Here is a 25,372-nt window from a genome sequence, read left to right as displayed (position 1 = left end):
CGTTCCTTACGATGCACTCTTCTATCAAACAATGCGCCTCGAATAAATACAAAACAATGCGATCACTCTGGCTCACCCTGCTGATTCCCGGCGTGCTGCTGCTTGCAGCGTGCAGCAGCGCACCGGTCACAAAAGTCGGCGCTGGTGAGACGCCGCGCAGCAAGTACCCTTGGGGTGCGGCGCATTCTCTTGCTGCGCGCGAAAAAGCCAACGAAGTGGTTCTGTTTTCGCTTGGACTGATCAATACCGGCTACCGCTTCGGCGGCAAAAACCCCGAAGCTGGACTCGATTGCAGCGGCATGGTCAGCTATGTTTTTGATCAGTCGGCCAACCTCAAACTGCAAGGCTCCGCCGCCGACATCGCACGACGCGGCCGTGCTGTGGACATAGCGCGCATGCAACCCGGCGACCTGGTATTTTTCAACACCCTCAACCGGCCGCACTCGCACGTAGGCATCTACATTGGCGAAGGCCGCTTTATCCACGCACCAAGCAGCCGGGGAAAAGTCAGAATCGACAGCCTGACCAGCGGCTGGTTCGCCACGCGGCTTGAGGAAGCGCGAACTTATTTTGAATAGCAGCGTGACCAGCAGCGCGTCTTATCGCGCCCGCTAAATTGATGAATTCGGCTTGGAAACTAATGGAAACAACGCCGGATTACGGATGGATGCAACCGCAAGGTCAACTAAGACCAATAAAGGTGATCGGCCGATGGCCGCTCAAGCATAGTCGTTTGCTCAACAGTGGCCCGCTTGAATCACGGGAATTCTGCATAGGAAACAAAAGCTCTTCGTTGTCCAAGCGCAGCCAAAAACCCTCGCTTGATATCAAGGAAACTTCAATCGCCGAAGTAGATGCGCCAGGCATGCGTGATCTCCTCATGATGAGTATGAACCCAAGCCAAGGCCTCATTAATCTGCTTTTGAGAAAGCCCCCTGTGTTTCCAAGCGGGATTTTCTACCGCCTCAGCGCTCGACGAACGCGCGCTCGATGACGTAATCGCCAGCCACGCCAGTGTGTGGCGAAATCGCAAAGCCGCGTGCATCGAGCAGGGTTGAGCAGTCGGCCAGCATGTGCGGGCTGCCGCAGATCATGACCCGATCATTGGCTGGATCCAGCGGTGGCAGGCCGATGTCGGCGAAAAGCTTGCCGGATTCGATCAGCGTGGTGATGCGGCCTTGATTGCGGAAGGGCTCGCGCGTAACGGTGGGGTAGTAAATGAGTTGTTCCTTCACCATATCGCCCAAGAATTCATGCTGCGGCAAATCCTCGGTAAATAATTTGGCGTAGGCCAGCTCGCTGGTGTAGCGCACGCCATGAATCAGCACCACTTTTTCAAACGCGGCGTAGGTTTCAGGGTCTTGCACGATGCTCAAAAACGGCGCGAGGCCCGTGCCGGTGGAAAAAAGATAAAGATTTTTCCCTGGCTTCAAATCACGAATCACCAACGTGCCTGTGGGTTTGCTGCCCACCAGGACTGAGGTGCCCACTTCGATTTTTTGCAGGCGTGAGGTGAGTGGACCGCTGGCGACCTTGATGCTGAAAAACTCAAGGTATTCTTCATGGTTCGGGCTGGCGATGCTGTAGGCGCGCAGCAACGGGCGGCCATCTACTTCCAGGCCGATCATGATGAAATGCCCGTTCTCGAAGCGCAGACCACGATCGCGCGTGGTGCGGAAACTAAATAGCGTGTCGTTCCAGTGATGGACGCTGATGACTTTCTCGGTTGCAACGGATGCCATATTTACTTCCTTGTTTTCATTTTTGATTCTTCAACGGCTGCCATTTTACAAAACTGGCAGCGGCAGGCTTAGATTCTTCTGTTCTATATTTATTCCACAATGCAAAAAGCATTACCGGCTGGCGCGCACGCCCAGCACGGCGGCTACAGTAACCGCCGCGAGGCCGGCCAAGGCCAGCAGCGAGAGCGGCTCACCCAGCACAGGTACGGCAGCAAGGGACGCCAGCACGGGAACCATGCCCAGGGTGAGCGCCACGATTTGCAGCCCGAGCTGGCGCACCGCCTGCGCGTAAAGCAGCAGGGCGACAAAAACCACCAGCACCCCTTGATACAAAGCCTGTAGCGCGATTTCACCGTGCGATGCGCTGGGCAGTGTGCTGGGCAGAAAAAACCACCAGAACGGCAAATACAGCAACGCGCCGCCCAGCACGGTGGTGACTGTCGCTGCCAATGGCGGCATGGGGTTCTGACGCAGTAACAGGGTGAAGATGGCCCATGAAAACGAAGCGCAGATGAACAGCAGGTCGCCTACTAACTGCCAGCCGGTGATCTGTCCACTGGCCGACAGTGTGTCGGTAGCGATCAGAATGATGCCGGCCAGCACGCCGAGCAACGCCAGCATTTGCCCTCGGTTGGGGACTTTTTTCAGCCAGAGCCAGGCAACGATTGCCGTGGCAAAGGGGAGACCACCCGGTGCCAGAACCGCCCCATGCGCTGCCGGAGCGAGACGAAAACCAGAATAAACAAAGCAGGCATAGCCGATGCCACCGAACAACGCAAACAGCAGCACGGTTTTTGGCGGTGGCAGCGTGATGCGCGGCAGAAAGAACAGGGAGATAAAGCCACCCATACCGAGGCGCAACGCAGTGACATCCCAGGCAGTCAGCACACCTTTGCCGGCAGCCCGCGACACCAGAATAAAGCCCGCCCAGATACTTAAGGTTGCGAGCAGCGCAGGCCAGCCACTGCGTAAAAATGAAGCGAGGGGAGATGTGGATTCGGACATGAATTGGCTATGGAATTGAACGAAAATTCGGACACAGATTCGGATACAGGTTCAGACACAGGCCTGGCTATCAATGGTCGGCTAAAATCAGCCATCGATAGCTGCTTTACAACAAGGATTGATGATGAAAACAAATGCTCGCATCGGCACACCGTTGTCACCCTCTGCCACGCGCGTCATGCTGCTGGGCTGCGGCGAACTTGGCAAAGAGGTGATTATCGCATTGCAACGGCTGGGCTGCGAGGTGATTGGCGTTGATCGCTATGCCGATGCGCCCGGCATGCAGGTGGCGCACCGCAGCCATGTGATCAACATGACCGATGGCGCGGCCTTGCGTGCCGTAATCGCGCAGGAAAAGCCGCATCTGGTGGTGCCCGAAATCGAAGCCATTGCCACGGCGACACTGGCCGAAATCGAAGAGGAAGGCATTGCCGGGTATTTTCCCGAAATCGTTCCTGGCGCGCGCGCCGCGCAACTCACGATGAACCGCGAAGGTATCCGCCGGCTGGCGGCGGAAGAACTCGGCTTGCCGACATCACCCTACCGCTTCGCCGACTCGCTGGCCGAATTGCAAGCCGCGATTGACGGTGGCATTGGCTACCCCTGCGTGATCAAGCCGGTGATGTCCTCTTCTGGCAAGGGTCAGTCACTGATCAAATCGGCAGAGGATGTGACCACGGCGTGGGACTACGCGCAAGCCGGTGGCCGCGTGGGCGCGGGGCGCGTAATCGTCGAGGGCTTTATTGATTTTGATTATGAGATCACGCAATTGACGGTGCGCGCCGTGGGTGCATCGGGCGCAGTGGAAACTTTCTTTTGCGAGCCCATCGGCCATGTGCAGGTGAATGGCGACTATGTTGAATCATGGCAACCGATGGCCATGTCGGCCGTGGCGCTGCAAAAGTCGCGCGATGTTGCGCGTGTCATTACCAGCAATCTTGGCGGACATGGCCTCTTTGGTGTCGAGCTGTTCATCAAGGGGAACGACGTGTGGTTTTCTGAAGTCAGCCCGCGCCCGCATGACACCGGACTGGTCACGCTGGCCACCCAGCGCTTGTCGGAATTCGAGCTGCATGCGCGCGCCATTCTTGGCCTGCCGGTCGATACCGGCTTGCGCCGCACGGGCGCTTCGGCCGTTATCTATGGCGGCATGGATGCCAAAGGCATTGCCTTTGAGGGCGTGGCAGAAGCCCTGTGCGTGCCGGAATCCGACCTGCGATTGTTTGGCAAGCCAGAGAGTTTTGTTAAACGCCGCATGGGCGTGGCGCTGGCGACTGCTGATACAACCGATGAAGCGCGCGCCAGAGCAAAGCTCGCAGCCAGCCTGGTGAAACCGGTCAAGGGCGAGTAAGCACAGTACGCCTTCCGTGGCAGAAGATTTTTCCGCTCTCCTCATCCGCTGGCACGCGCAGCACGGACGGCATGATTTGCCCTGGCAGAACACGCGCGATCCATATCGCGTTTGGCTCTCGGAAATCATGTTGCAGCAGACGCAAGTTGTCACGGTGATTCCCTACTATCAGCGTTTTCTCGCGCACTTCCCCACGTTGGAAGAGTTAGCTGCTGCGCCGGTTGAAGAGGTCATGCCGCTATGGAGCGGGCTGGGCTATTACGCACGTGCGCGCAACTTGCACGCGGCAGCACGTGCCGTGATGACGCTGCATGGCGGCGTGTTTCCAGAAGCGCCAGAAGTTATTGCGCAATTACCCGGTATCGGTCGTTCCACCGCCAATGCCATTGCCGTGGTGTGCTTTGGCGCGCGTGTGCCGATTCTCGATGGCAACGTCAAGCGCGTCCTCTGCCGCGTGTTCGGTATTGAAGGCGTGCCCGGCACAGCAGCGCTGGAAAGCCGGCTTTGGCAACACGCCGAGGAACTGTTACCCCCGCTTGAATCTTTGCTTGAACCCGTCGCCGGGAACCTGTCTTTGGGCGGTTCTGGACCGAATATGACCACCTACATTCAGGCGCAGATGGATTTGGGTGCTACGCTGTGCACGCGCAACCGACCGCAATGCACTGTCTGCCCGCTAGAAGAAATTTGCGTAGCGCGTGCCACCGGCCGCACCGCAGAGTTGCCGCAAAAGAAACCACGCCGCGCGCTTCCCGAACGCCACGCCACACTGCTGGTTATCGTGCATGAGCATCGCGTGCTGCTGGAAACCCGCCCACCGACAGGTATCTGGGGTGGCTTGCGCTCACTGCCGGAATTGCCGCCAGGCGAGGACGCCACTGCGTACGTTGAAAAAGTTTTTGGCGTCACGCTGATTGCCCCTGCCCAGGGGGGCTTGCGTCGCGGCGGCTCACCAGCGCAGACTTTCATGCACGTCTTCACGCATTTTCGCCTGCACATCACGCCGCTGCTATGCCACGTGAGCTTGCGCCCCAGTGCGATGGAAGCGGGTTTGCATTGGCTTGATTTAACCGCGCTGGATACCGCCGCGTTGCCCGCGCCCGTCCGGCGCATTCTCGCAGAACTCAGTCTGTATGAGGCAGCACGGCGGCCAGTAAGTGCGCCGCGATCAACCCGTTAATCGTGCCGAAAGCCAGGGCCGCTGTGGCAAATAGCGGTGCCAGATAAAACACACCGTCATGCGGCACCAGCCATAGCCGCGCCAGCACAAGTTGACCACCGATATGCGCGAAGGCAGCGAGCAGACTGATCGTTACCGCACCAAACCAGCGTCGCGGCAACCGCACAGCTAAAAATAAGGCCGCCAAACTGCTGACTGCGCCAGCTAACGCAAGAAAAAAACCCGGCGCAAAAAGTTGTCCAATCACCAAACCACCCGCCACGACGCGCAGCAAACTCACCCAGGCCGCATCGCGCCAACCGTGCCGCAGCAAGACCACCAGCACGATGATATTGGCCAGCCCCGGCTTGATACCGGGCAACGGGCTGGGCAGTGCGGCTTCGGCCACCGTGAGCGCAATCGCCATCGCCGTGTAGCGCGCGATGCGACGGTCGTCTTCGGTTACCGGCAGTTCAATAGTTGAGGGAGTCATAGTCCGCGTTGTCCGCATTCCGGCCGTTCAATTGCAGCGTGAGGTGATTCGGTGCGCAGATGGCTACGGCACCGGCGCGCGTCAGCCAGCCTTGCTGTACGCAATACTGGCGTGGGCCGGGGTCGGAAAAAACACGCGCGCGGCCGGGTTGCACTTCGATCACGGTCGTGCCCAGCGGACCTTCCACGCGTGCCTTTCGCGCGCTATTCAGGCTTAACTCAATGACTGTTTTGCCATCGCGCTTAACGATGGCGCGATCTGCCACACCACCACGCCACAGCAGTGCGTAGGAAAAAACAACCAGCGCCCCACTGACAAGCAAGACCAGCCAATCCCCCGCTTTGAGATACTTGTGCCACGAACCTGAATTGCGCGACTCGTGGCGTGCCTCGCTGAAAATTTCGCGCAGATCGTCAGGTAATACCGCTTTCATTCCACCAGCGTGCGATGGCGTACCAGCACATTGGCCTGGTCCCGAAAATGGTTGGCCAGTTTTTCCGCCAGATAAACCGAGCGATGCTGCCCGCCCGTACAACCGATAGCCACTGTCAAATAAACCCGGTTATCCCGCTTATAAGCGGGCAGCCACGAGGCCACAAAACGGCGGATATCCTCTTCCATGCGGCGCACATCTTCTTCTGCCGAGAGAAAGGCGATCACTTCCGCATCACGCCCGGTGAGCGGACGTAACGCGGGGTCGTAATGCGGGTTGGGCAGGCAACGCACATCAAACACGAGATCAGCGTCGAGCGGCAGGCCGTGCTTGAAGCCAAACGACTCAAACAGTAACGTCAGCCCATGGGGCGCATCCAGCAAAATGAACTCTTTGATAGAGGCGCGCAAGGCATTGGGCCGTAAATGGCTGGTGTCGATGTGATGACCAATGGCCGCAAGAAAGGTCAGCGCTTCGCGTTCATTCTTGATCGCTTCTTCCAGCGTGACATCGTTACCCGCCAGCGGATGCCGACGACGCGTTTCTGAAAACCGCTGAATCAAGATATCCGTGCGCGTATCCAAAAACACAAACTGCAACTGGATGCCTTCAGATTCGAGCTGCCTGAGTTGCGGCGGGATCGCTGCAATGGACGAGCCGCCGCGCATATCAATAGCGACGGCAACCCGCTCTTCGCCTGTCATACGCAGGTGTTGAACCAGTTCAAAAAGGAGGGGTGCGGGTAGATTGTCGACGCAATAGTAGGCAGCATCTTCCATTACTTTAAGGGCGATGGATTTACCGGAGCCAGACAAACCACTAATGAGAACAACTTTCATGGTTCAAAGCATAACGGATTGGGCGCCAGAATAGCGCCTAACCACCCGATGCTCACCCGGATTTTTTCTGTGCCGCCGGTAGTACATCGCTGTTTTCAGCCACGCTTACCGAGCGCTTTGCAACAGCGCTCAGCACTTGCTGCTTTCCGGCATCCGACATCTGGCTCCAGCCAGCAATTTCGTTCAAAGTGCGATAGCAACCCAGACACAAGGTGCCTTGCATACGACACACATTGACGCAGGGTGAATTAATTGCCGTCATACCAGCGCCGACTTTTCAAGCCACGGTTCAAGCAACATTGCGCCGCGCACGCAGGGCACGCGTGACCCTTGATGACGGCTCACGGCCAAGCTCGCGAGAAATCCACTCGGCGGTATTAACCAGTGCTTCAAGACTCACGTCGCACTCAATGCCGCAGCCCTGGAGCAACCAGACCACATCTTCTGTGGCCACATTGCCCAACGCACCGGGCGCATAGGGGCAGCCACCCAAACCTGCCACGGAGCTATCAAACACAGACACGCCCGTTTGCAGCGAGGCATACACATTGGCGATGGCCATACCCCAGGTGTCATGAAAATGGCCTGCCAGTTTTTTTAATGGCACCCACCGCGCAACCGCTTCGAGCATCGCCTTGGTTTTCTCCGGCGTACCCGTACCGATGGTGTCACCCAAACTAACTTCATAACAACCCATATCAAACAGCGCGCGCGCCACCTCAGCCACCGCCAGCGGCGTGATCTCGCCTTCATAGGGGCAGCCCAACACGCAGGAAACATACCCGCGCACTTTGATATGTTCGGCCTTGGCCGCTTCCGCCACCGAACGGCACCGCTCAAGGGATTCACTCATCGAACAATGCGTATTTTTCCGCGAAAAAGTTTCAGACGCGGCACTAAATACACTGACCTCTTTTGCCCCGGCCGCCATGGCCGCATCAAAGCCCTGCCTGTTGGGCGTGAGCACCGGATAAGTCACCGTCGGCAATGGTTGAATGGCAGAAAAAACCGCTGCGGCATCCGCCATCTGTGGCACCCACTTGGGTGAAACAAACGCCGTGGCTTCAATCGTGCGCAGGCCTGCTGATGCCAAACGATGAATCAATTCAACCTTGATCTCGGTTGAAATCACCTGCTTTTCGTTTTGCAAGCCATCACGCGGGCCTACTTCAACGAGTCGAACTTTACTCGGGAGTGTCATGAGGAATGAAATAAACCGTCCTGTAATGTTTTATTCTACTCGCTCATCCCCATGGCATTGCTCATCTATGGGATAATGAAGGCCTTGCCAATAGCTTAATAATTTTCGCGCCTAACCAGCTGCCATCGCACCTTTTTTTGAGCACGGTTTTGAGGCACATTCACCAAGCATGCTGGCGATCCTTTTTTATGACGGTGACAGACCAAACCTGCACTTACCACACCCGCCATCATGACGTCTTCTACCCCTACCGCACAAGCGCACCATCAAAAAGCCCCAAGGGGATTTGCGTTATTGATTGCAGCACTCACTGCCATCGGCCCCTTTTCGATCACCATGTATTTGCCAGCATTCCCGGATATTGGCGCCAGCCTGCAAGCAACCCCTGTCCAGGTACAACAAACGCTGGCAGCTTACTTGTTACCCTTTGCGTTCATGACACTTTGGCATGGCAGCATTTCAGACGCCGTAGGTCGCAAACGCGTCATCCTCGTAGGAGTGTTCGTGTACACTGTGGCAGCGCTGATCTGCCTTTTTGCACCCAACGTTTTGACGTTATCTATTGGTCGCGCATTACAAGGTATTGCCGCTGGCGCAGGTATGTCTGTTGGCCGAGCTACCGTACTTGACATACTCAAAGGCGCTGCGGCACAACGTCTGATGGCACACATCTCCATGTTTTTTTCTCTGGCACCAGCTATTGCACCCATGATCGGCAGCCTATTGGCAAGCCATTTTGGATGGCGCTCGGTCTTTGTTTTTCTGGCGACATTGGGTGCCGTGTTATTTATTGCGGTTTGGCGCATCCTCCCGGAAACATTACCGCCAGAAAAGCGTCAGCCTTTCGCAGCCAAACCACTTCTGTACGCTTATAAAGAGGCCCTGCTGCTCCCCGAATTCAGCTATTTATGTCTTGCCCTGGCACTGCTGATTAATGGGCACATGATTTACATTCTTTCCGCGCCTAACTTTCTAAGCTCGGTGGCTGATACCACATTCTCCAGTTTTGCCTGGCTTTTCCTGGCGGTTAGTCTGGGTATGTTGAGCGGATCCTTCGTCAGTTCGCGCACCGCTGGTCGGCTCTCGACAAACAAGACCGTGCGCCTGGGTTTTCTCATCATGTTGTTGGGCAGCATCATGAATATCGTGATCAGCTTTTTCCTGCCCAAAGGACTACCGCAGAATATTCTGGCTATCCCCGTGTATTCATTTGGCATGGCCTTAGTCTGGCCTAGTTTGCAGATTCTTGCGCTGGAAAAAATTCCCGCGCGGCGGGGTTTGGCTTCCAGTCTGCAAAGTGCGTATCAAGTCGGCATGAATGGTTTTACTGCCGCCGTGATCGCTCCACTTGTCTGGCATAGCCCACAAACAATGGCATTGGCAGTGAGTGGTTACTGGCTAACTGCGGTACTCGCCCTGGCAATTGGCCGACACTACCAACGCGCACGGTCAGTTAAGACTGATTAAACACGGGTAAAACTGACTACGCGTTACTTCCATTGCCTACCCTGGCACACTTGCATCCAGGTCAGATTCTTCAAACGACATCAGCACCACGCCCTCTGCAACGGGATCTCCCACTGCAAAGTGAAAATCGCGCACGATACCGGCGGTGGGTGCGGTAACGGTATGTTCCATCTTCATCGCTTCGAGAATCAGCAAGGGCGTACCTTGGGCAACTTTTTCACCGGCTGTGGCCAGTAACGCAATGATTTTTCCTGGCATGGGGGCCATCACGCTACCTTCTGCTACCGCTTGTTGACCGGCGTGACTCAGCGGATCAAGCAAAGTAATCACATGTGCTGTGCCGTGCATAAAGACATGGCGCTTTTCAGCCACAGGAATAACCGTGACGGTGCATCGTCGGCCGCCAAAATCAGCATGCAACACACCGGCGTTATCTAACTGCCCAGCAGCATCTATCCGCTGGCCATTGAATTCGAGCATAAAGCCCCGGCTGCTGGCCGCTGCAAAAACTGTTTTTTCTGCATCACCACAGTGCAAATGCAATGTCTGTCGGGCTTGCCCTGTAACACGCCAACCGTCTCGCGCATGCCAGGGGGAATGCGGGTCTTTACTCTTTGCCGCACTCTTTGCCGCATCTTTCTGGATGCGCAACAGTTCAGCCAACGCCGCACTCAACCACACCTCTGGCGGCGGCCCGGCTGGTTCAGGAAACAGAAAACAATGTTCGCGTTCGATCAACCCTGTATCCAGATCGGCCTCTACAAAAGACGGGCAAGCCACAAGGCGAGAAAGAAAATCGACATTGTTAGCCACGCCCACAATTTCAACCTCAGCTAACGCCTGCAGCATACGGGCACAGGCATGCGCTCGTGGCGCGCTTTCGCTGTCGTCCCATACGATCAGCTTGGCAATCATGGGGTCATAGTAAGGCGTGATCTCGTCCCCCGCTGCCACGCCAGCATCCATGCGCACAAAGGGCGTTTCAGTGGGGTGCGCAAAATGAATCACTCGGCCCGTCGAGGGCAAAAAACCTTTATCGGGGTCTTCGGCATAAATACGCGCCTCCAGTGCATGGCCGCGGACCATGATCTGTTCCTGCGTCAAAGGTAGCGTCTCACCAGCGCCGACTTTTAACTGCCATTCGACCAGATCCAGCCCGGTAATCATTTCCGTCACCGGGTGCTCGACTTGCAGCCGCGTATTCATTTCCATGAAGTAAAACGCACCGTCAGATGAGCCGCCCGGAACAATAAATTCAACCGTGCCCGCACCCACATAGCCCACAGCCTGCGCAGCGCTCACCGCCGCTTTGCCCATGGTGGCGCGACGCTCGGGGGTTAGCCCTGGCGCCGGCGCTTCTTCCAGCACTTTCTGGTGACGCCGCTGCACCGAGCAATCTCGCTCGTACAAATACACATAATTTCCATGACTATCACCAAAAATCTGCACCTCAATATGCCGTGCGGGTTGCAGATATTTTTCAAGCAAAACCTGCGCATCGCCAAAGCTCGCGCTGGCTTCGCGCTGGCAAGACGCCAGCGCATCCAGAAACTCAGCGTCTGCTGCTGCCACACGCATGCCTTTTCCCCCACCGCCCGCAGCTGCCTTGATGAGTACCGGATAACCTATTTTTTTTGCTTGCCGGCGCAAAAAATCAGGTGTCTGGTCATCCCCGTGATACCCGGGTGTGAGTGGCACACCAGCTTTTTCCATCAGCTGTTTAGCCGCCGACTTGGAGCCCATGGCGCGAATAGCTGACGCCGGTGGGCCGATAAACACCAGCCCGTTTTGCGTACAGGCCTGGGCAAATGCCGCATTTTCGGAAAGAAAGCCATAGCCGGGGTGAATCGCTTGCGCACCGCTCGCTTTGGCTGCCTCAACAATGTTATCGATCGCCAAATACGATCCCGCAGGCGCGGCCTCCCCTATCCACAGCGCCTCATCCGCCATGCGCACATGGCGCGCCTGCGCGTCTGCCGTCGAATAAACAGCAACGGTTCGGATACCCATACGACGCGCCGTTTTGATAATACGACAAGCAATCTCGCCACGATTGGCGATGAGAATTTTTTTAAACATCGTGTCAACCCTGTGCAGTCATTTAACGCGCCCGAGTAATCTGGTATGGCCGTGGCATTATGGCGTTAAAAAGTCTCATTAGCCGCCCAATGTGGTTTGCGTTTTTCCAAGAAGGCACGCATACCTTCACGGCCTTCGGTACTGGCGCGCAGACGCGTGATGCGCTGCGCAGTGTCCTCAATGATGTCTGGCGTAAGTGGCTTGTTAGCCACTGCGGTGATTAGCGATTTGCATTCGGCCGATGCATCAGGCGCGTTCTTCAGCAGGTCCTCGACAATTTCTCCAATGGCGTTATCTAGCGCTGCCTCATCCGCTACCAATTCATGCACCAGCCCTATACGATACGCTACCGCCGCTGAAAAGCGCTCTGCTGTCAGCATATAGCGATGCGCATGGCGCTTACCGATCGCACTGATGACATAGGGACTAATGGTGGCCGGCACAATGCCAATGCGAACTTCTGGCAAAGAAAATTGCGCATCAAACACGGCAATTGCAATATCGCAGCACGCCACCAGCCCCACGCCGCCGGCATAGGCCGGACCTTGCACGCGGGCAATCGTCGGTTTGGGGCATTGCGCCAGACAACGCAGCATCTCGGCCAGTGCGCGAGCATCGCGTAAATTTTCGGCATCCGAGTAATTTGCCGCACGCCGCATCCAGTTCAAATCAGCACCCGCGCAAAAACTTTTCCCGCTGCTCGATAACACGATGACGCGCACGGCAGCATCCTGCGTCATCGCCGCAATAGCTTGTGTCAGCTCGCCAATCAATACATCGTCAAACGCGTTATGCCGCTCTGCGCAATTCAGCGTAATGATGCCAACCCCGGCATCCACTTCTGTCAGGATGGTTTGATACATATTTTCATTTGCCTCACCCAATGTATTCAAAAAATTAGTTTTTGCGTCAAAACAACTGGCGGCGTATTACATCCGGAAAATGCCAAACTGCGTGGGCTGAATCGGCGCATTGAGCGCGGCAGAAATACCCAGCGCCAAGGTCTGCCGAGATTGCGTTGGGTCAATCACACCATCGTCCCACAAGCGCGCTGTGGCGTAATATGGATGCCCTTGTGCTTCATACTGCGCCCTGATGGGCTCTTTGAAAGCCGCTTCTTCTGCCGCACTCCAGGGTTTGCCTGCGGCGTCAAAACCATCGCGCTTGACAGTCGCCAGCACCGACGCTGCCTGCTCGCCGCCCATGACGCTAATACGCGCATTGGGCCACATCCATAGCATGCGGGGAGAAAAAGCGCGGCCACACATCCCGTAATTACCGGCACCAAATGAGCCACCGATAATCATTGTGAATTTCGGCACCTGCGCGTTGGCTACGGCCATAACCAGCTTTGCGCCATCTTTGGCAATGCCGCCGTTTTCATATTTGCGACCGACCATAAACCCTGTGATGTTCTGCAAGAACACTAACGGAATGCCCCGCTGAGCACACAGCTCGATGAAATGTGCCCCCTTGAGCGCCGATTCGGAAAACAAAATGCCGTTATTGGCCACAATGCCAATCGGGTAGCCATGCAATCGGGCAAAACCCGTCACCAGGGTTGTGCCATAGCGCGCCTTGAATTCATCAAAACGTGAGCCATCCACCAAACGGGCAATGACTTCCTTCACGTCATACGGTTTTTTGGTATCTGCCGGAATCACTCCCAGCAGTTCTGAAGGGTCATACAGCGGTTCTTCGGGTGTTGCCAGATCGAGCGTCACCGGTTTTTGCCAGTTGAGATTACCCACAATTCCCCGCGCAATCGACAACGCATGGTGATCGGTTTCTGCCAGATGATCACAAACGCCAGAGATACGCGTATGCACATCCCCACCGCCCAGATCCTCAACACTCACGACCTCACCCGTGGCAGCTTTCACTAGCGGCGGGCCGCCCAGAAAAATAGTGCCCTGATTTTTGACGATGATGCTTTCATCACTCATCGCAGGCACATACGCGCCACCTGCCGTGCATGAGCCCATGACTACCGCGATTTGCGGAATGCCTGCTGCACTCATGGTGGCCTGGTTGAAAAAAATGCGACCGAAGTGATCACGATCTGGAAAAACATCATCCTGGGCAGGCAGAAAAGCACCGCCAGAATCCACCAGATAAATACAGGGCAGGCGATTTTGCTGGGCAATTTCTTGCGCCCGCAAATGCTTTTTCACCGTCATCGGGTAGTAGGTTCCGCCTTTGACGGTGGCATCATTCGCCACAATCATGCACTCCACCCCGCGAACACGGCCAATGCCTGTAATCACGCCTGCAGAAGGCACTTCATTGCCATGATTCTCGCCGTACATGCCATACGCCGCGAGGGTGGAAAGTTCAAGAAATGCTGAGCCCGGGTCGAGCAGCGCATCAACACGTTCACGTGGCAATAGTTTGCCCCGCGCAAGATGTTTGGCGCGGGCTTGCTCAGAACCGCCCCGTGTCACCAGCGCCGACTTTTCGTGCAAGTCGTCGATCAGCACGCGCATGGCAGCGGCATTCGCCTTGAATTCGTCACTCCGGGCATGTACAGCTGATTGAATAACAGACACTAAAAACCCCCTGTGGCAAGCCACTTCTCAAGTTGAGTTAACCGGTCGGCACCCCAGAAGGGCTCATTATTCACCATGAAAAAAGGCGCACCAAACACGCCCTGGAGAATCGCCGCATCGGTTTCACTTTTCAGACGCGCTTTGACTTCGGGCTGCGCCACGGCAAGCGATAAGGCATCGGCATCAAGTCCCATCGTGGCAGCAACGTCACACACAACCGCCAAATCAGAAATATCCCGATCATCCACAAACAGCGCACGAAATACTGCACGGGCAAAGTTATGCGCCATTGTTACATCACGTTCGCAGAGCCAGTAATACGCCCGTGCAGCCAGCTGTGTCGGCAGCGGAAATTTAGACGGCATGGTGAATGGCAAGCCAAAAAACCGCGCGGACCGCGAAAAATCACGCACGCTATAGTCGCCTTTGAGCGGCAGCTGCACTAACGGTACGGTGTTGGTTATCTGGAATATTGCGCCAAGCAAAATCGGATGCCAATGCACGATGCGCTGATAGCTGGCCGCCAGTGCATCTATTTTTTCTGCCGCCAAATAAGAATAGGGCGATGAAAAATCAAACCAGAATTCAATGGCTAAATTATTAATAGACGCATCAATCGCCGAATCAGCCGCTGAAAGCATATCGTTTTACCTCACTGTCGCGCACGGTATTTCACCGCGTTTCATTAAAAAGTTCGCGGCCGATAAGCGCGCGGCGAATTTCCGATGTGCCCGCACCAATCTCATAGAGTTTGGCATCACGCCACAAACGGCCGGCCGGGTAGTCATTGATATATCCATTACCCCCCAGAATCTGGATAGCCTCACCGGCCATCCAGGTGGCTTTTTCTGCGGCATACAAAATAGCCCCGGCGGCTTCTTTGCGCAGCGGCCTTGATTGATGCGGCGAGCTGCTTGCCGCATGATCTGGATGGCTCATCCTGTCACATATGCGACCTACCGCATACACATACGAGCGCGTCGCTTGCCAGGTGGTGTACATATCGGCCAGCTTGCCCTGCATCAACTGAAACTCACCGATGGCCTGATTGAACTGTTTGCGCTCGTGCAGGTAAGGCAACACCACGTCCATGCACGCGGCCATGATGCCCAGCGGCCCGCCAGAGAGCACCGCGCGCTCATAGTCCAGCCCGCTCATCAACACCTTGACGCCCTCGCCCACCTGCCCCAGCACATTCTCGGCAGGCACTTCACAATCGTCGAAAAACAGCGGGAAAGTGTTTGAACCACGCATGCCCAGTTTGTCCAGGTGAGGCCCCGCAGTAAGCCCGGCAAAACCTTTTTCTATGATGAAGGCCGTAATGCCTTTTGCACCGGCCGCTGCATCTGTTTTGGCATAGACAATCAGCACATCGGCGTCGCCCCCATTGGTAATCCACATTTTCGAGCCATTGAGAACGAAGCGGTCGCCTTTTTTATCTGCCTTCAGCGTCATGGAAACCACGTCAGAACCAGCATTAGGCTCCGACATCGCCAAGGCGCCAACATGCTCGCCAGAAATAAGGCGCGGCAGAAAGGTTTTTTTCTGGGCTTCGGTTCCGTTGCGCCGCAACTGATTCACACAAAGATTAGAGTGAGCGCCATACGAAAGCCCGACCGACGCAGAGGCTCGAGAGATTTCTTCCAGCGCCACGATATGCGCCAGATACCCCATCGCCATGCCGCCATAGGCTTCTTCCACACTGATGCCCAACAAGCCCATGGCACCCAGCTTACGCCAGAGGTCCTCCGGAAAAACATTGTCTTGATCAATCTGTGCTGCCCGTGGCGCAATCTCTTTTTTAGCAAACTGCCACACCGCATCGCGTAGTGCGTCGATATCTTCGCCGAGATTAAAATCCAGTCCTATCATGGTCGATGTTCCCTGTGTTTGTCTTCTGTTTGTCTTCTGCTTGTCTTCTTTGTTGGCCTTCTTGTTAATACTGCAAACGACACGGGCTGTGCCGTTCGATACGCAACGCCCGACAACCTGACGGACAGCCGGGACAGTGAAAATCCGATAACATGGCACGCATGCCTAACCACTTAGTAAAACAGGGTTTACCAAACAACCTCATCCACGTTTTATTCTGATTCCAAATACTATAGCAGGGCAACAAGCCGACGAAAAACTTCCCCCATGAACGCGCCACTGATTTACTCGCACGACACCTCACCTGCCGCAGGCATTGCTGTTCCGATTATGCCGGGCATTGAATGGATCTGCATGCCGCTGCCGTTTGCCTTGAACCATATCAATTTATGGTTGCTCGCTGAAGGAGCGGGATACGCAACTGTCGACACCGGCATTGCAACGCCGGAGGTACGTGACGCATGGAACACGCTTTTAGCGCACCGCACACTCACTCGCGCCATCGTTACCCATCTGCATCCCGATCATGTCGGCATGGCCAGCTGGTTGGAGCAGGAGAAAGGAACACCCCTCTGGATGTCGCAGGGGGATTACCTCACCGCAAAATTAATTAATGCCGGTATCAGCCCCTTTTCAACGACTGATCTGATCAAATTTTTTATCAGTCATGGGTTGAGTCAAGCCAGCGCAGCAGCCTTTGAGCAGCGCGGCAATGCTTACAAGAGTGGCGTGCCTGCATTGCCCGAGCGCTACCACCAGCTGTTTGCGGATGATGTCCTGCGTATTGGCAAACATGACTGGCGCACCATCGTTGGCTATGGTCATGCGGCTGAACATATGAGCCTGTATTGCGATGAATTGCACGTACTGATTTCTGGTGACATGTTGTTGCCGCGCATTTCCACCAACATCTCGGTGCACCCGGCGAATCCTTACGGCAACCCGTTGAAGCTGTTTCTTGATTCCATTGATCGCTTTCTTGAGTTACCACCCGACACGCTGGTGCTGCCTTCGCACGGCAGACCCTTTCGTGGATTACACGGCCGTGTCGCGCAACTGCATACGCATCATGCTGAGCGTTGTGAGATTTTGCTTAACGCCTGTAAAGGCAATGCGTTTAGTGCCGCCGAAATCATTCCTGCCCTGTTTGAGCGCGAATTCAGCGACCCGCATCAAACCATGTTTGCCATGGGTGAAGCTATCGCCCATTTGAACTATCTGGTACATGCAGGAAAAATGCAACGTTTAGAAAATACCGACTTGATTCGCTTTACCAGTTAGGGGAAACCATGTCGAACCAAGCGCCACAACTTCCGGCCCCACAGAACCCTGCCAATATGTATGCGGAGGTAGCCCAGCGGGCGGCAAAGCTGATTACAGAACATATGCAACGCCAGATACAAAAAGGCATCACACCTCCGGCAGACGACTTAGGGGTGATGCAGGCATTTACCGACATGTTCTCCAAAGTGCTCGCCAACCCCCACAAACTGGCGCAAGCGCAAATGAGCCTGGCTTGGGATTACCTTTCTCTGTGGCAACACGCGATGCTACGCGCCATGGGTTCTGAGACATCACCCCTGGTGACTCCGCCAAAAGGCGATAACCGCTTCAAGGATACCCAGTGGGACGAAAGCTTTTTATTTGACTTCATCAAACAAAGCTATCTTGTCACCGCACGCCATATTTACGATATAGTCAGCGACGTTGATGGGCTGGATGCCCATGCACAACAGAAAGTGAACTTTTTTACCCATCAATTTGTTGATGCACTCTCCCCGTCCAACTTCGCTATGACCAACCCTGCGGTTGTCCGCGAAACAATGGATACCCACGGCCAGAACCTGCTTAACGGGTTTAACAATCTGCTGCGCGACATCGAAGCAGGCGATGGTCAGTTGCGCATCAAGATGGCCGACCCGCAAGCTTTTACGCTCGGGAAAAATGTTGGGGCCACACCGGGTAAAGTCGTTTTCCAGAATGAGCTGATCCAGTTATTGCAGTTCGAGCCAACGACCAAAGAGCAATTCAAGCGTCCGCTGCTGATTATTCCGCCCTGGATCAATAAGTATTACATCCTTGATCTGCGTCCTGCCAATTCATTCATTAAATGGGCCACCGATCAGGGGCATTCGGTGTTTGTGATTTCCTGGGTCAATCCGGATGCTCGCCTGGCAGAAAAAAGTTTTGCCGATTACCTTTCAGAAGGCTCACTCGCAGCGATCGACGCCGTGTGCAAACAAACGAGCGAAAAAGAAATTAACCTGATCGGGTATTGCCTGGGCGGCACGCTGCTCGCTTCCACCATGGGCTACATGGCTGCAAAAAAAGACCAGCGCATCGCTTCGGCAACATTCTTTGTCACCATGCTTGATTTTTCACAGCCGGGCGATCTGGGCGTGTTCATTGACGACAGTCAAGTCACCTCACTCGAGAAGAAAATGCAAGAGCGCGGCTATCTGGACGGCAGTGAAATGGCCAGCGCCTTTAACATGCTGCGCTCGAACGATTTAATCTGGTCGTTTGTGGTGAATAACTACCTGATGGGCAAAGCCCCCTTCCCCTTTGATCTTCTCTACTGGAACTCGGATTCCACGCGCATGCCTTACAAAATGCATAGCGAGTATTTGCGCAACATGTATCTGAAAAATCTGCTCAAGGAACCGGGCGGTATCACCCTGCTCGATACGCCAATTGACCTCACAAAAGTCACCACGCCCAGTTATTTTATTTCCACTATTGAAGACCATATCGCACCCTGGAAAAGCACCTATCTGGGTACGGCCTTATTCAGCGGCCCGGTGCGCTTCGTGCTCGGCGGCTCGGGGCATATTGCCGGCATCGTCAACCCCCCGAGTGCCGGAAAATATGGCTACTGGACGCATGAAGAAAAACGCGGCGGCAAGAAAAAAACCTTGCCCGCCAGCGCGGATGATTGGCTAAGTGCTGCCAAAAAACACGAAGGCTCATGGTGGACCGACTGGCAGACCTGGATTACGCAGCTGAACAGCGAACAAGTGCCAGCGCGCCACCCCGTCAAAGGCAAATTCAAGGTGCTGGACGACGCACCTGGCTCCTATGCCAAGCTCCGTCTTGACGTGCAGGCTTGACCCACCCACGTGACTTTAGGTTTATCAGGGCAAATCGCTGCCTCATTCGCTGATCAACCCATTGACAGCACTACCCGCAAGAGTTTGCGGGTAGTGCTGGATACGAATGTATTGGTCTCGCTGTATGTTTTTGCCGATAGCCGCTTTACCGCGCTACGCGAGCGCATCGAGAACGGACAATGGTGCGCTGTCAGCAGCGACTCCTGCCTGGCTGAATTCGAGCGGGTGCTGGCTTATCCGCAGTTTGGTTTGGCGTGCGCCGAGCGACACGCGGCATACACCCACTACGCCCGCTGCGTCACGCTCGCCCCAACGCTGCTTGCGGTAGGCGCGGCCGCCAGCACATCTGCTTTGCCGCAATGCCAAGACCCTGATGATCAAAAATTTCTCGAAGCAGCACGGGATAGCTCGGCCGATTGGCTGGTGACTAGCGACAAAGCCCTGCTGGTGCTGGCGCGGCGTGACCGGTTGCGCAATCTGTTTCGCATACTCACCCCCGAGGCTGCGCTCGCGACATTCTAAAAAAGTCTTGTCCAGAGGCGGATTCAAAAGTCCGTTTTGGACGGTGCTGAAAAAAGTCGGCGCTGGTGATACGGCGCAAAATTTTGGAAAAGTCCTCTTGGAGGACGGCAAGCTAACTACAAAAAAACGGCCACAAAACAACCTATAAAAAGCGACTCAGAAAATGCTGGCTAGTGCGGTCAAGCTTTGTGCGATCGCGAATCAGAAATTGCAAGCCATGGCTGTCAGCAATGAGTAGGCCATTGGGTTGGGCATTGGAGTGACTGCCGAACTTTAAACGCCGAATATCGTCTTCACTTTTTAGCGTCAGCGTGGTCGAGCCGCGATCCGTCTCCACCTGCCAGCGGCTTGGCGTGGCATAGGTCGATACTTTACGGATAGCGAGAATTTCCGGCATGAAATCCCGCTCGGCCAAGGCTTCTTCGATCAGCAGACGCACAGGCGGCGCACACTCGGCAAGCCGCGTCAGCCACCACAACTCACGCCCGTGGCGGTCCACCAGGGCGATGCCCTCATCGGGCGCGGAAAGCGCAAAAGCCCGCACCGGCACTACGTCCTCATAAACCGCCCCTGCGGTCGTAGTCAGCACTAACTGGCCAAACGTATTACGGGTCAGCTGGTAGTCACTCATAGCTCATCTGCTGCTGTTTCATCGTCGCGCCCTTCGAGCGCGTCGAGCTGCTTGGTTTGCGCGGTGTACAGCCGCCAGTAAGCGGCCTGCCGCGCTAGCAACTCATCGTGCGGGCCGATCTCGACAATCCTGCCGTGATCCATCACCACCAGCCGATCGGCCGTGCGCAAAGTAGACAAACGATGCGCGATGGCGATGGTGGTGCGGCCACGAATCAGGTTATCCAGCGCACTCTGGATTTCCAGCTCGGTTTCGGTATCGACGGCGGACGTCGCCTCATCGAGAATCAGAATTTTCGGGTCGATCAACAGTGCCCGAGCAATCGAAATACGCTGCCGCTCGCCGCCTGAGAGCGCCTGGCCGCGCTCGCCAACCAGCGAATCGTAACCATGCGGCAGTCGCAGGATGAATTCGTGTGCATGCGCGGCACGCGCTGCGGCAACGATTTCCGCCCGCGAGGCATCGGGTTTACCATAGGCGATATTGTCAGCAATGGTACCAAAAAAGAGGAACGGCTCCTGCAATACCAGACCAATATGACGACGATATTCCACCACGGGCAACGATCGAATATCCACGCCATCAATCAGAATCGCGCCTTCACTCACATCATAGAAACGACAAATCAGATTCACCAGCGTGCTCTTGCCCGAGCCGCTGTGCCCCACCAGGCCAATCATTTCGCCCGCGCGAATGTCAAGCGAGACCCCGCCCAGCACGCTGCGGCTGCCATAGCGAAAGCCGACATCACGCACCGTGATGTGGCCTGCGATGGCTGGCAAATGCTGCGGATGAGTGGGCTCAGGCACACTCGATACATGGTCGAGGATATCGAAAATACGCTTGGCGCCCGCCGCCGCTTTTTGCGTTACCGAAACAATGCGGCTCATCGAATCCAATCGACCGTAAAAGCGGCTGATGTAGGCAATAAAGGCCGTCAGCACACCCACGGTAATCTGGTTTTTTGAGACCTGCCAGATACCAAAACCCCATACGACCAACAGGCCCAGTTCGGTGAGCAATCCAACCGTGGGAGAGAATAGCGACCATGTTTTATTCAACCGGTCATTCACCATCAGGTTATGCGCGTTGGCTTCACGAAACCGTTGACCTTCCCGTTTTTCCTGCGCGAAAGCTTTCACCACACGCACGCCGGGAATGGTGTCGGCCAGTACCGAAGTGACCTCAGACCAGACGCGATCAATCTGCTCAAAACCATAGCGCAGCCGGTTGCGCACCAGATGAATCATCCAGGCGATAAAAGGCAGGGGTAGTAATGTGACCACCGCCAGCCACGGGTTGATCGAAAAAAGGACCAGCGCGGTCATGGCTATCATCAGCACATCGGTGGCGAAATCGAGCAGATGCAGCGAGAGAAAAACGCAGATGCGGTCAGATTCACTGCCAATGCGCGACATCAAATCGCCCGTGCGTTTTGCGCCGAAATATTCCAGCGAGAGTTTAAGCAGATGTTCGTAGGTTGTCGTGCGTAAATCAGCGCCAATGCGTTCGGACACCAGCGCCAGAATATAGGTTTTGGCCCAGCTCATCGCCCAGGCAAAGATCGCCGCCAAACCCAGGCCGCCAAGATACAGCGCAATTTTTTGCGGGTTAATCGGCACCCCGTTCTGGTAAGGAATGAGCACCTCATCCATCAGCGGCATGGTCAGATACGGCGGAATAAGCGTGGCTGCCGTGCCACCCAGCATCAATAAAAATCCAGCCAGCAGTTGCCATCGGTAAGGCTGGGCAAAGCGCCATAAACGCAGCAGCGTCAGCGTCGAAGGGGGTGCCTGCAAATTACGGGCACAGGTCGGGCAGCCTTCCTGGCCGGGAGTGAGCGGGGTCTGGCACATCGGGCACAGCACATCGGGGCTGGCGACCCGTGCGGCTCCACTGGTCAGGCTGGCAAGCTGGGCGGTGAAGGCATCGACCAGCTGTTTGACGACGGTCGCACGCGCCAGCGTGTAGCGCCAATGCGCGATGCGCCCGTTAGCGTCACTAAGCGCCAGCGTACCGATGCCCGCATGGTCAAAGCGCTGCAAGTGCAATTCCGCCTGCAGCGGCCAAGACGCCCAGGACGCACGATCAGCACTATCGTCACTTGCCAGCAACCGCTGACTGGTCAACGCCACGAGTCCGTCACCAAACTGAAGAGATACGCTCATATCCAGTTCAACCGAGGCTAACAGCGACTCTTCGGGCCGTAACGTTGCCAGGACAGTGGCGCGCCAGGCCGGTGGCAGGCCATCAGAAGGGCTTGCAGATACCATGATGTTTTTTAAAAAATGTCGCCGCAGGGCATGGGGCGGAATCATACCGTGCTTGCGGCAGATTGCGGCTTGTCAGCAAATCGACTCACCGCGCGTTAAGCGATTTGAGTTAGCGTGCACGCGAAATGCATCGTGTTTCTTTCTCTGTTTTCTGCCTGGATTTTTCTTGCACCGAGTAAAAAGTCGGTGCTGGTTTGAATCTTTTTTTGAACCCGTTTCCGGGAACCCGTCTCTGGACGTTTCTGGACAACACGGCGAGCATCGTACGCGCATAACAAAAATTAACTGACAACAACAATCACCCCGCCAGACGGCGAAAGGCACCTGATTCTGTGATCGAATTTCTTAATTTCATTACCCTGCGCGGCCCTAATCTTTGGACTTACCGCCCCGTTATGGAGGCCTGGGTTGATATTGGCGCGCTGGAAGACTCGCCTTCAAACACGATACCCGGCTTTAATGATCGCCTGACCACTCTGCTGCCCTCGCTCATCGAGCATCGGTGCAGCTATGGCGAACACGGCGGTTTTCTCAAGCGGCTGGAAGAAGGCACGTGGCCGGCGCATATTCTCGAGCATGTCACGCTTGAACTGCAAAATCTGGCCGGCATGCCGGGCGGTTTTGGCAAGGCGCGCAGCACCTCGCAGCGCGGGGTGTATAAGGTGGCAGTACGCTGCTGGCATGAAGACATCACCCGCCAGGCCTTGCTCTACGGACGCGATCTGGTGTTAGCCGCGATCAACGCGACTGCATTCGATGTAGCTGTCGCCGTGGCGCACATCGCGCAGATGGCCGACCGTTTGCTGCTCGGCCCCAGCACCCAAGCCATCGTCGAGGCCGCTACGGCCAAGCACCGGCGTATTCCGGTGATTCGCCTCAATGAAGGGAATCTTGTTCAACTAGGCTATGGCATGCACAGCCGCCGCATCTGGACGGCTGAAACGGACGCCACCTCAGCCATTGCCGAAAGCATTTCCAGCGACAAAGCGCTCACCAACACGCTGCTGCGTGCCTGCGGCGTGCCGGTGCCCGAAGGCAGCATTGTCAAAAGCGCCACCGAGGCCTGGGAGGAAGCGCAATCCATCAACGCGCCCGTGGCGATCAAACCGGTCGATGGCAATCATGGCCGTGGTGTTTCGGTTAACCTCTCGCGCCGCGAAGACATCGAGGCGGCTTTTACCCTCGCGCAAGAAGCTGCCCGTGGCAGCGAGGTGCTGGTCGAGCGGTTTATTCCCGGCATCGAACATCGCTTGCTGGTGGTGGGCGGCAAACTGGTTGCCGCCGCACGTGGCGAAGAAGCCTGGGTAGTGGGCAATGGCCAATCCACGGTGCAGCAATTGATTGATCAGCAAATCAATAACGACCCGCGTCGCGGCACGGACGAAGCGTGCCCGCTTAATCGCATTCATGACGACCCGGCAGTTGCGCTCGAACTCACGCGCCAAGGCTCGGCCATTGATGCGGTGCCAGCCGCCGGCAAACGCCTGCTCATTCAACGCAACGGCAATGTGGCCTTTGATTGCACCGACGACGTGCACCCCGATACCACCGCGCTGGCGGCGCTGGCAGCGCGCATCGTCGGGCTGGATATCGCGGGCATCGATCTGGTGGCAACTGACATCGCGCAACCGCTCGCCGCCCAGGGCGGTGCGATTGTCGAGGTGAATGCCGGGCCGGGGCTGCTGATGCATCTCAAGCCCGCCTCTGGGCAACCGCGCCCGGTCGGGCCAGCGATTGTGGATTACCTATTCCCAGAGGGGAGCGAGAGCCGTATTCCACTGGTAGGCATTACCGGCAGCGCGGGTGCCACACTCGCGGCGCAGCGGCTGGATCACATTCTGCGCCTGACTGGCCAAACCACCGGGTTAGCCTGTGCGCAGGGCGTGTTTCTCGGCACGCTTGCCGTAACAACACAAAGTTTGTCGCCGGGGGCTGCGGCACAGACCTTGTTGATCAATCGCCAGACAGAAGTCGTGGTGATTGAAAATTCCATCGAGACTATGCTGAACGAAGGGCTCGCCTATGACCGCTGCCAAGTAGGTGTAGTGACGGCGCTTGATCCCGCGGCTTTGCTACCGGCGTATCACATCGATTCGCCTGAGCGACTGTTTAATGTCGTGCGCACCCAGGTTGATGTCGTGTTGCCCAGCGGTGTCGCGGTGCTCAACGCAGCCTGCCCGTTAGTGCGTGACATGGCGGCGTTGTGTGATGGCGAAGTGATTTTTTTCGCGGCAACAACGCGTGAAGATGCGGGCGAAGATGCGGCTGCCGCAGAGGCTGCCGCAGCCGCTATCGCGACACATCGCGCCCAAGGTGGGCGGGCTGTGCTCATGCGTGCGGACACGATCATTCTGGCGGATGCCAGTGGCGAGACCACGCTGCTTGATCTGAGTGATCTACCACCGCATATGGCTGGACAAAAAGTCGGCGCTGATGAAGCAACTGCGCTACAAGGCGGTCGAGCAAAAAACGCTCTCTTCGCCGTAGCAGATGGTAATACGCCGCGAAGCAAGCCCCCTTGGGTGCCGGTAACCAATGAAACATTAACTCCACTGCTCGCCGCCATAGGCGCGGCCTGGGCGCTGAATGTGCCACTAGCTACCCTGCGCACCGGCATTGAAACTTTTTAAATTTAAATTTACTTTC

22 protein-coding genes are annotated in these 25,372 nt (G+C 56.0%); 8 read left to right on the top strand and 14 right to left on the bottom strand.

Translation table 11 applies throughout. The features are described 5' to 3' along the window. Positions 1–56: 56 nt before the first annotated feature. Complete coding sequence (locus tag PG1C_RS01490) at positions 57–578, top strand: C40 family peptidase (protein ID WP_202635686.1); 522 nt, start codon at positions 57–59, stop codon at positions 576–578. 387 nt (positions 579–965) lie between these two features. Here PG1C_RS01490 and PG1C_RS01485 read toward each other — a convergent pair whose 3' ends face one another. Next, positions 966–1,742: a ferredoxin--NADP reductase gene (locus PG1C_RS01485; RefSeq protein WP_202635685.1), complete on the bottom strand. Its 777-nt coding sequence runs from the start codon at positions 1,740–1,742 to the stop codon at positions 966–968. A gap of 111 nt (positions 1,743–1,853) precedes the next feature. Continuing rightward, the gene (locus PG1C_RS01480; protein WP_202635684.1) at positions 1,854–2,747 is read right to left on the bottom strand and encodes a DMT family transporter; all 894 of its coding nucleotides are present in this window, start codon (positions 2,745–2,747) and stop codon (positions 1,854–1,856) included. A gap of 124 nt (positions 2,748–2,871) precedes the next feature. Here PG1C_RS01480 and purT point away from each other — a divergent pair, with 124 nt between their 5' ends. Continuing rightward, entirely contained in the window at positions 2,872–4,098 is a 1,227-nt protein-coding gene (purT, locus tag PG1C_RS01475; RefSeq protein WP_202635683.1) for a formate-dependent phosphoribosylglycinamide formyltransferase, read from the top strand. A 16-nt stretch (positions 4,099–4,114) separates the two neighbouring features. Continuing rightward, positions 4,115–5,278: an A/G-specific adenine glycosylase gene (gene mutY, locus PG1C_RS01470; RefSeq protein ID WP_202635682.1), complete on the top strand. Its 1,164-nt coding sequence runs from the start codon at positions 4,115–4,117 to the stop codon at positions 5,276–5,278. Here the strand turns inward: mutY and PG1C_RS01465 are convergent. Genes PG1C_RS01465 through PG1C_RS01445 form a run of 5 tightly spaced genes read right to left on the bottom strand, consistent with a single transcriptional unit; the run spans position 5,223 to position 8,223 of the window. Continuing rightward, complete coding sequence (locus PG1C_RS01465; RefSeq protein WP_202635681.1) at positions 5,223–5,750, bottom strand: Gx transporter family protein; 528 nt, start codon at positions 5,748–5,750, stop codon at positions 5,223–5,225. The two genes, mutY and PG1C_RS01465, sit on opposite strands and share 56 nt — an antisense overlap. After that, positions 5,731–6,183 (bottom strand): NusG domain II-containing protein, encoded by a 453-nt coding sequence (locus tag PG1C_RS01460; protein WP_202635680.1) that lies wholly within the window; start codon positions 6,181–6,183, stop codon positions 5,731–5,733. The genes PG1C_RS01465 and PG1C_RS01460 overlap by 20 nt, the downstream gene beginning before the upstream one ends. Then, a complete protein-coding gene (rapZ, locus tag PG1C_RS01455; RefSeq protein ID WP_202635679.1) occupies positions 6,180–7,022 on the bottom strand; it encodes an RNase adapter RapZ in 843 nt (280 codons plus the stop codon). Before rapZ ends, PG1C_RS01460 begins: the two co-directional genes overlap by 4 nt. A gap of 52 nt (positions 7,023–7,074) precedes the next feature. After that, positions 7,075–7,284, bottom strand: coding sequence for a DUF1289 domain-containing protein (locus tag PG1C_RS01450; protein WP_202635678.1), 210 nt, complete (start codon positions 7,282–7,284; stop codon positions 7,075–7,077). Positions 7,285–7,311: 27 nt separating this feature from the next. Continuing rightward, on the bottom strand, positions 7,312–8,223 hold the full coding sequence (locus PG1C_RS01445) for a hydroxymethylglutaryl-CoA lyase (protein ID WP_202635677.1): 912 nt from the start codon (positions 8,221–8,223) through the stop codon (positions 7,312–7,314). Between the two features lie 231 nt (positions 8,224–8,454). Here PG1C_RS01445 and PG1C_RS01440 point away from each other — a divergent pair, with 231 nt between their 5' ends. Next, the gene (locus PG1C_RS01440; RefSeq protein ID WP_202635676.1) at positions 8,455–9,690 is read left to right on the top strand and encodes a multidrug effflux MFS transporter; all 1,236 of its coding nucleotides are present in this window, start codon (positions 8,455–8,457) and stop codon (positions 9,688–9,690) included. Positions 9,691–9,726: 36 nt separating this feature from the next. On the opposite strand, the gene PG1C_RS01435 is transcribed toward PG1C_RS01440, so the two are convergent. From PG1C_RS01435 to PG1C_RS01415, 5 genes are all read right to left on the bottom strand, one after another. Continuing rightward, entirely contained in the window at positions 9,727–11,769 is a 2,043-nt protein-coding gene (locus tag PG1C_RS01435) for an acetyl/propionyl/methylcrotonyl-CoA carboxylase subunit alpha (protein WP_202635675.1), read from the bottom strand. Between the two features lie 65 nt (positions 11,770–11,834). Continuing rightward, a complete protein-coding gene (locus PG1C_RS01430; RefSeq protein ID WP_202635674.1) occupies positions 11,835–12,632 on the bottom strand; it encodes an enoyl-CoA hydratase/isomerase family protein in 798 nt (265 codons plus the stop codon). Between the two features lie 66 nt (positions 12,633–12,698). Beyond that, the gene (locus tag PG1C_RS01425; RefSeq protein ID WP_202635673.1) at positions 12,699–14,318 is read right to left on the bottom strand and encodes a carboxyl transferase domain-containing protein; all 1,620 of its coding nucleotides are present in this window, start codon (positions 14,316–14,318) and stop codon (positions 12,699–12,701) included. After that, positions 14,318–14,959: a 2-hydroxychromene-2-carboxylate isomerase gene (locus PG1C_RS01420; protein ID WP_202635672.1), complete on the bottom strand. Its 642-nt coding sequence runs from the start codon at positions 14,957–14,959 to the stop codon at positions 14,318–14,320. Before PG1C_RS01420 ends, PG1C_RS01425 begins: the two co-directional genes overlap by 1 nt. A 31-nt stretch (positions 14,960–14,990) precedes the next feature. Next, positions 14,991–16,190: an isovaleryl-CoA dehydrogenase gene (locus tag PG1C_RS01415; protein ID WP_202635671.1), complete on the bottom strand. Its 1,200-nt coding sequence runs from the start codon at positions 16,188–16,190 to the stop codon at positions 14,991–14,993. Between the two features lie 267 nt (positions 16,191–16,457). Between PG1C_RS01415 and PG1C_RS01410 the strand changes: the two genes are divergently transcribed. Genes PG1C_RS01410 through PG1C_RS01400 form a run of 3 tightly spaced genes read left to right on the top strand, consistent with a single transcriptional unit; the run spans position 16,458 to position 19,822 of the window. Further along, entirely contained in the window at positions 16,458–17,471 is a 1,014-nt protein-coding gene (locus tag PG1C_RS01410; RefSeq protein ID WP_202635670.1) for an MBL fold metallo-hydrolase, read from the top strand. An 8-nt stretch (positions 17,472–17,479) separates the two neighbouring features. Continuing rightward, entirely contained in the window at positions 17,480–19,300 is a 1,821-nt protein-coding gene (locus PG1C_RS01405) for a PHA/PHB synthase family protein (RefSeq protein WP_202635669.1), read from the top strand. 9 nt (positions 19,301–19,309) lie between these two features. Beyond that, positions 19,310–19,822 carry a putative toxin-antitoxin system toxin component, PIN family gene (locus PG1C_RS01400; RefSeq protein ID WP_202635668.1) on the top strand — a complete coding sequence of 171 codons (513 nt, stop codon included), beginning with the start codon at positions 19,310–19,312 and terminating at the stop codon, positions 19,820–19,822. A 142-nt stretch (positions 19,823–19,964) separates the two neighbouring features. Here PG1C_RS01400 and PG1C_RS01395 read toward each other — a convergent pair whose 3' ends face one another. After that, positions 19,965–20,453 carry a cyanophycin metabolism-associated DUF1854 family protein gene (locus tag PG1C_RS01395; protein WP_202635667.1) on the bottom strand — a complete coding sequence of 163 codons (489 nt, stop codon included), beginning with the start codon at positions 20,451–20,453 and terminating at the stop codon, positions 19,965–19,967. After that, positions 20,450–22,726: a cyanophycin metabolism-associated ABC transporter gene (locus PG1C_RS01390; RefSeq protein WP_202635666.1), complete on the bottom strand. Its 2,277-nt coding sequence runs from the start codon at positions 22,724–22,726 to the stop codon at positions 20,450–20,452. The genes PG1C_RS01395 and PG1C_RS01390 overlap by 4 nt, the downstream gene beginning before the upstream one ends. Before the next feature lie 332 nt (positions 22,727–23,058). On the opposite strand from PG1C_RS01390, the gene PG1C_RS01385 reads away from it, so the two are divergent. Further along, entirely contained in the window at positions 23,059–25,356 is a 2,298-nt protein-coding gene (locus PG1C_RS01385; RefSeq protein WP_202635665.1) for a cyanophycin synthetase, read from the top strand. The last annotated feature ends 16 nt before the right edge of the window (positions 25,357–25,372 follow it).

This window comes from Rugosibacter aromaticivorans (genome assembly GCF_000934545.1).
GTDB classification, from domain to species: Bacteria; Pseudomonadota; Gammaproteobacteria; order Burkholderiales; family Rhodocyclaceae; genus Rugosibacter; species Rugosibacter aromaticivorans.
Note: the sequence above shows the minus strand (reverse complement) of the source record. Positions and strands in the feature narration are given on the sequence as shown.

Bases quoted from the DNA above. Each gene is read 5' to 3' on its own strand.
- PG1C_RS01410 (WP_202635670.1), top strand. From the start codon at position 16,458: ATGAACGCGCCACTGATTTACTCGCACGACACCTCACCTGCCGCAGGC.
- PG1C_RS01460 (WP_202635680.1), bottom strand. From the start codon at position 6,183: ATGAAAGCGGTATTACCTGACGATCTGCGCGAAATTTTCAGCGAGGCA.
- PG1C_RS01465 (WP_202635681.1), bottom strand. From the start codon at position 5,750: ATGACTCCCTCAACTATTGAACTGCCGGTAACCGAAGACGACCGTCGC.
- PG1C_RS01430 (WP_202635674.1), bottom strand. From the start codon at position 12,632: ATGTATCAAACCATCCTGACAGAAGTGGATGCCGGGGTTGGCATCATT.
- PG1C_RS01480 (WP_202635684.1), bottom strand. From the start codon at position 2,747: ATGTCCGAATCCACATCTCCCCTCGCTTCATTTTTACGCAGTGGCTGG.
- PG1C_RS01440 (WP_202635676.1), top strand. From the start codon at position 8,455: ATGACGTCTTCTACCCCTACCGCACAAGCGCACCATCAAAAAGCCCCA.
- PG1C_RS01390 (WP_202635666.1), bottom strand. From the start codon at position 22,726: ATGGTATCTGCAAGCCCTTCTGATGGCCTGCCACCGGCCTGGCGCGCC.
- PG1C_RS01490 (WP_202635686.1), top strand. From the start codon at position 57: ATGCGATCACTCTGGCTCACCCTGCTGATTCCCGGCGTGCTGCTGCTT.
- PG1C_RS01415 (WP_202635671.1), bottom strand. From the start codon at position 16,190: ATGATAGGACTGGATTTTAATCTCGGCGAAGATATCGACGCACTACGC.
- PG1C_RS01435 (WP_202635675.1), bottom strand. From the start codon at position 11,769: ATGTTTAAAAAAATTCTCATCGCCAATCGTGGCGAGATTGCTTGTCGT.
- PG1C_RS01405 (WP_202635669.1), top strand. From the start codon at position 17,480: ATGTCGAACCAAGCGCCACAACTTCCGGCCCCACAGAACCCTGCCAAT.
- purT (WP_202635683.1), top strand. From the start codon at position 2,872: ATGAAAACAAATGCTCGCATCGGCACACCGTTGTCACCCTCTGCCACG.
- PG1C_RS01445 (WP_202635677.1), bottom strand. From the start codon at position 8,223: ATGACACTCCCGAGTAAAGTTCGACTCGTTGAAGTAGGCCCGCGTGAT.
- PG1C_RS01485 (WP_202635685.1), bottom strand. From the start codon at position 1,742: ATGGCATCCGTTGCAACCGAGAAAGTCATCAGCGTCCATCACTGGAAC.
- PG1C_RS01420 (WP_202635672.1), bottom strand. From the start codon at position 14,959: ATGCTTTCAGCGGCTGATTCGGCGATTGATGCGTCTATTAATAATTTA.
- rapZ (WP_202635679.1), bottom strand. From the start codon at position 7,022: ATGAAAGTTGTTCTCATTAGTGGTTTGTCTGGCTCCGGTAAATCCATC.
- PG1C_RS01450 (WP_202635678.1), bottom strand. From the start codon at position 7,284: ATGACGGCAATTAATTCACCCTGCGTCAATGTGTGTCGTATGCAAGGC.
- PG1C_RS01395 (WP_202635667.1), bottom strand. From the start codon at position 20,453: ATGAGTGACTACCAGCTGACCCGTAATACGTTTGGCCAGTTAGTGCTG.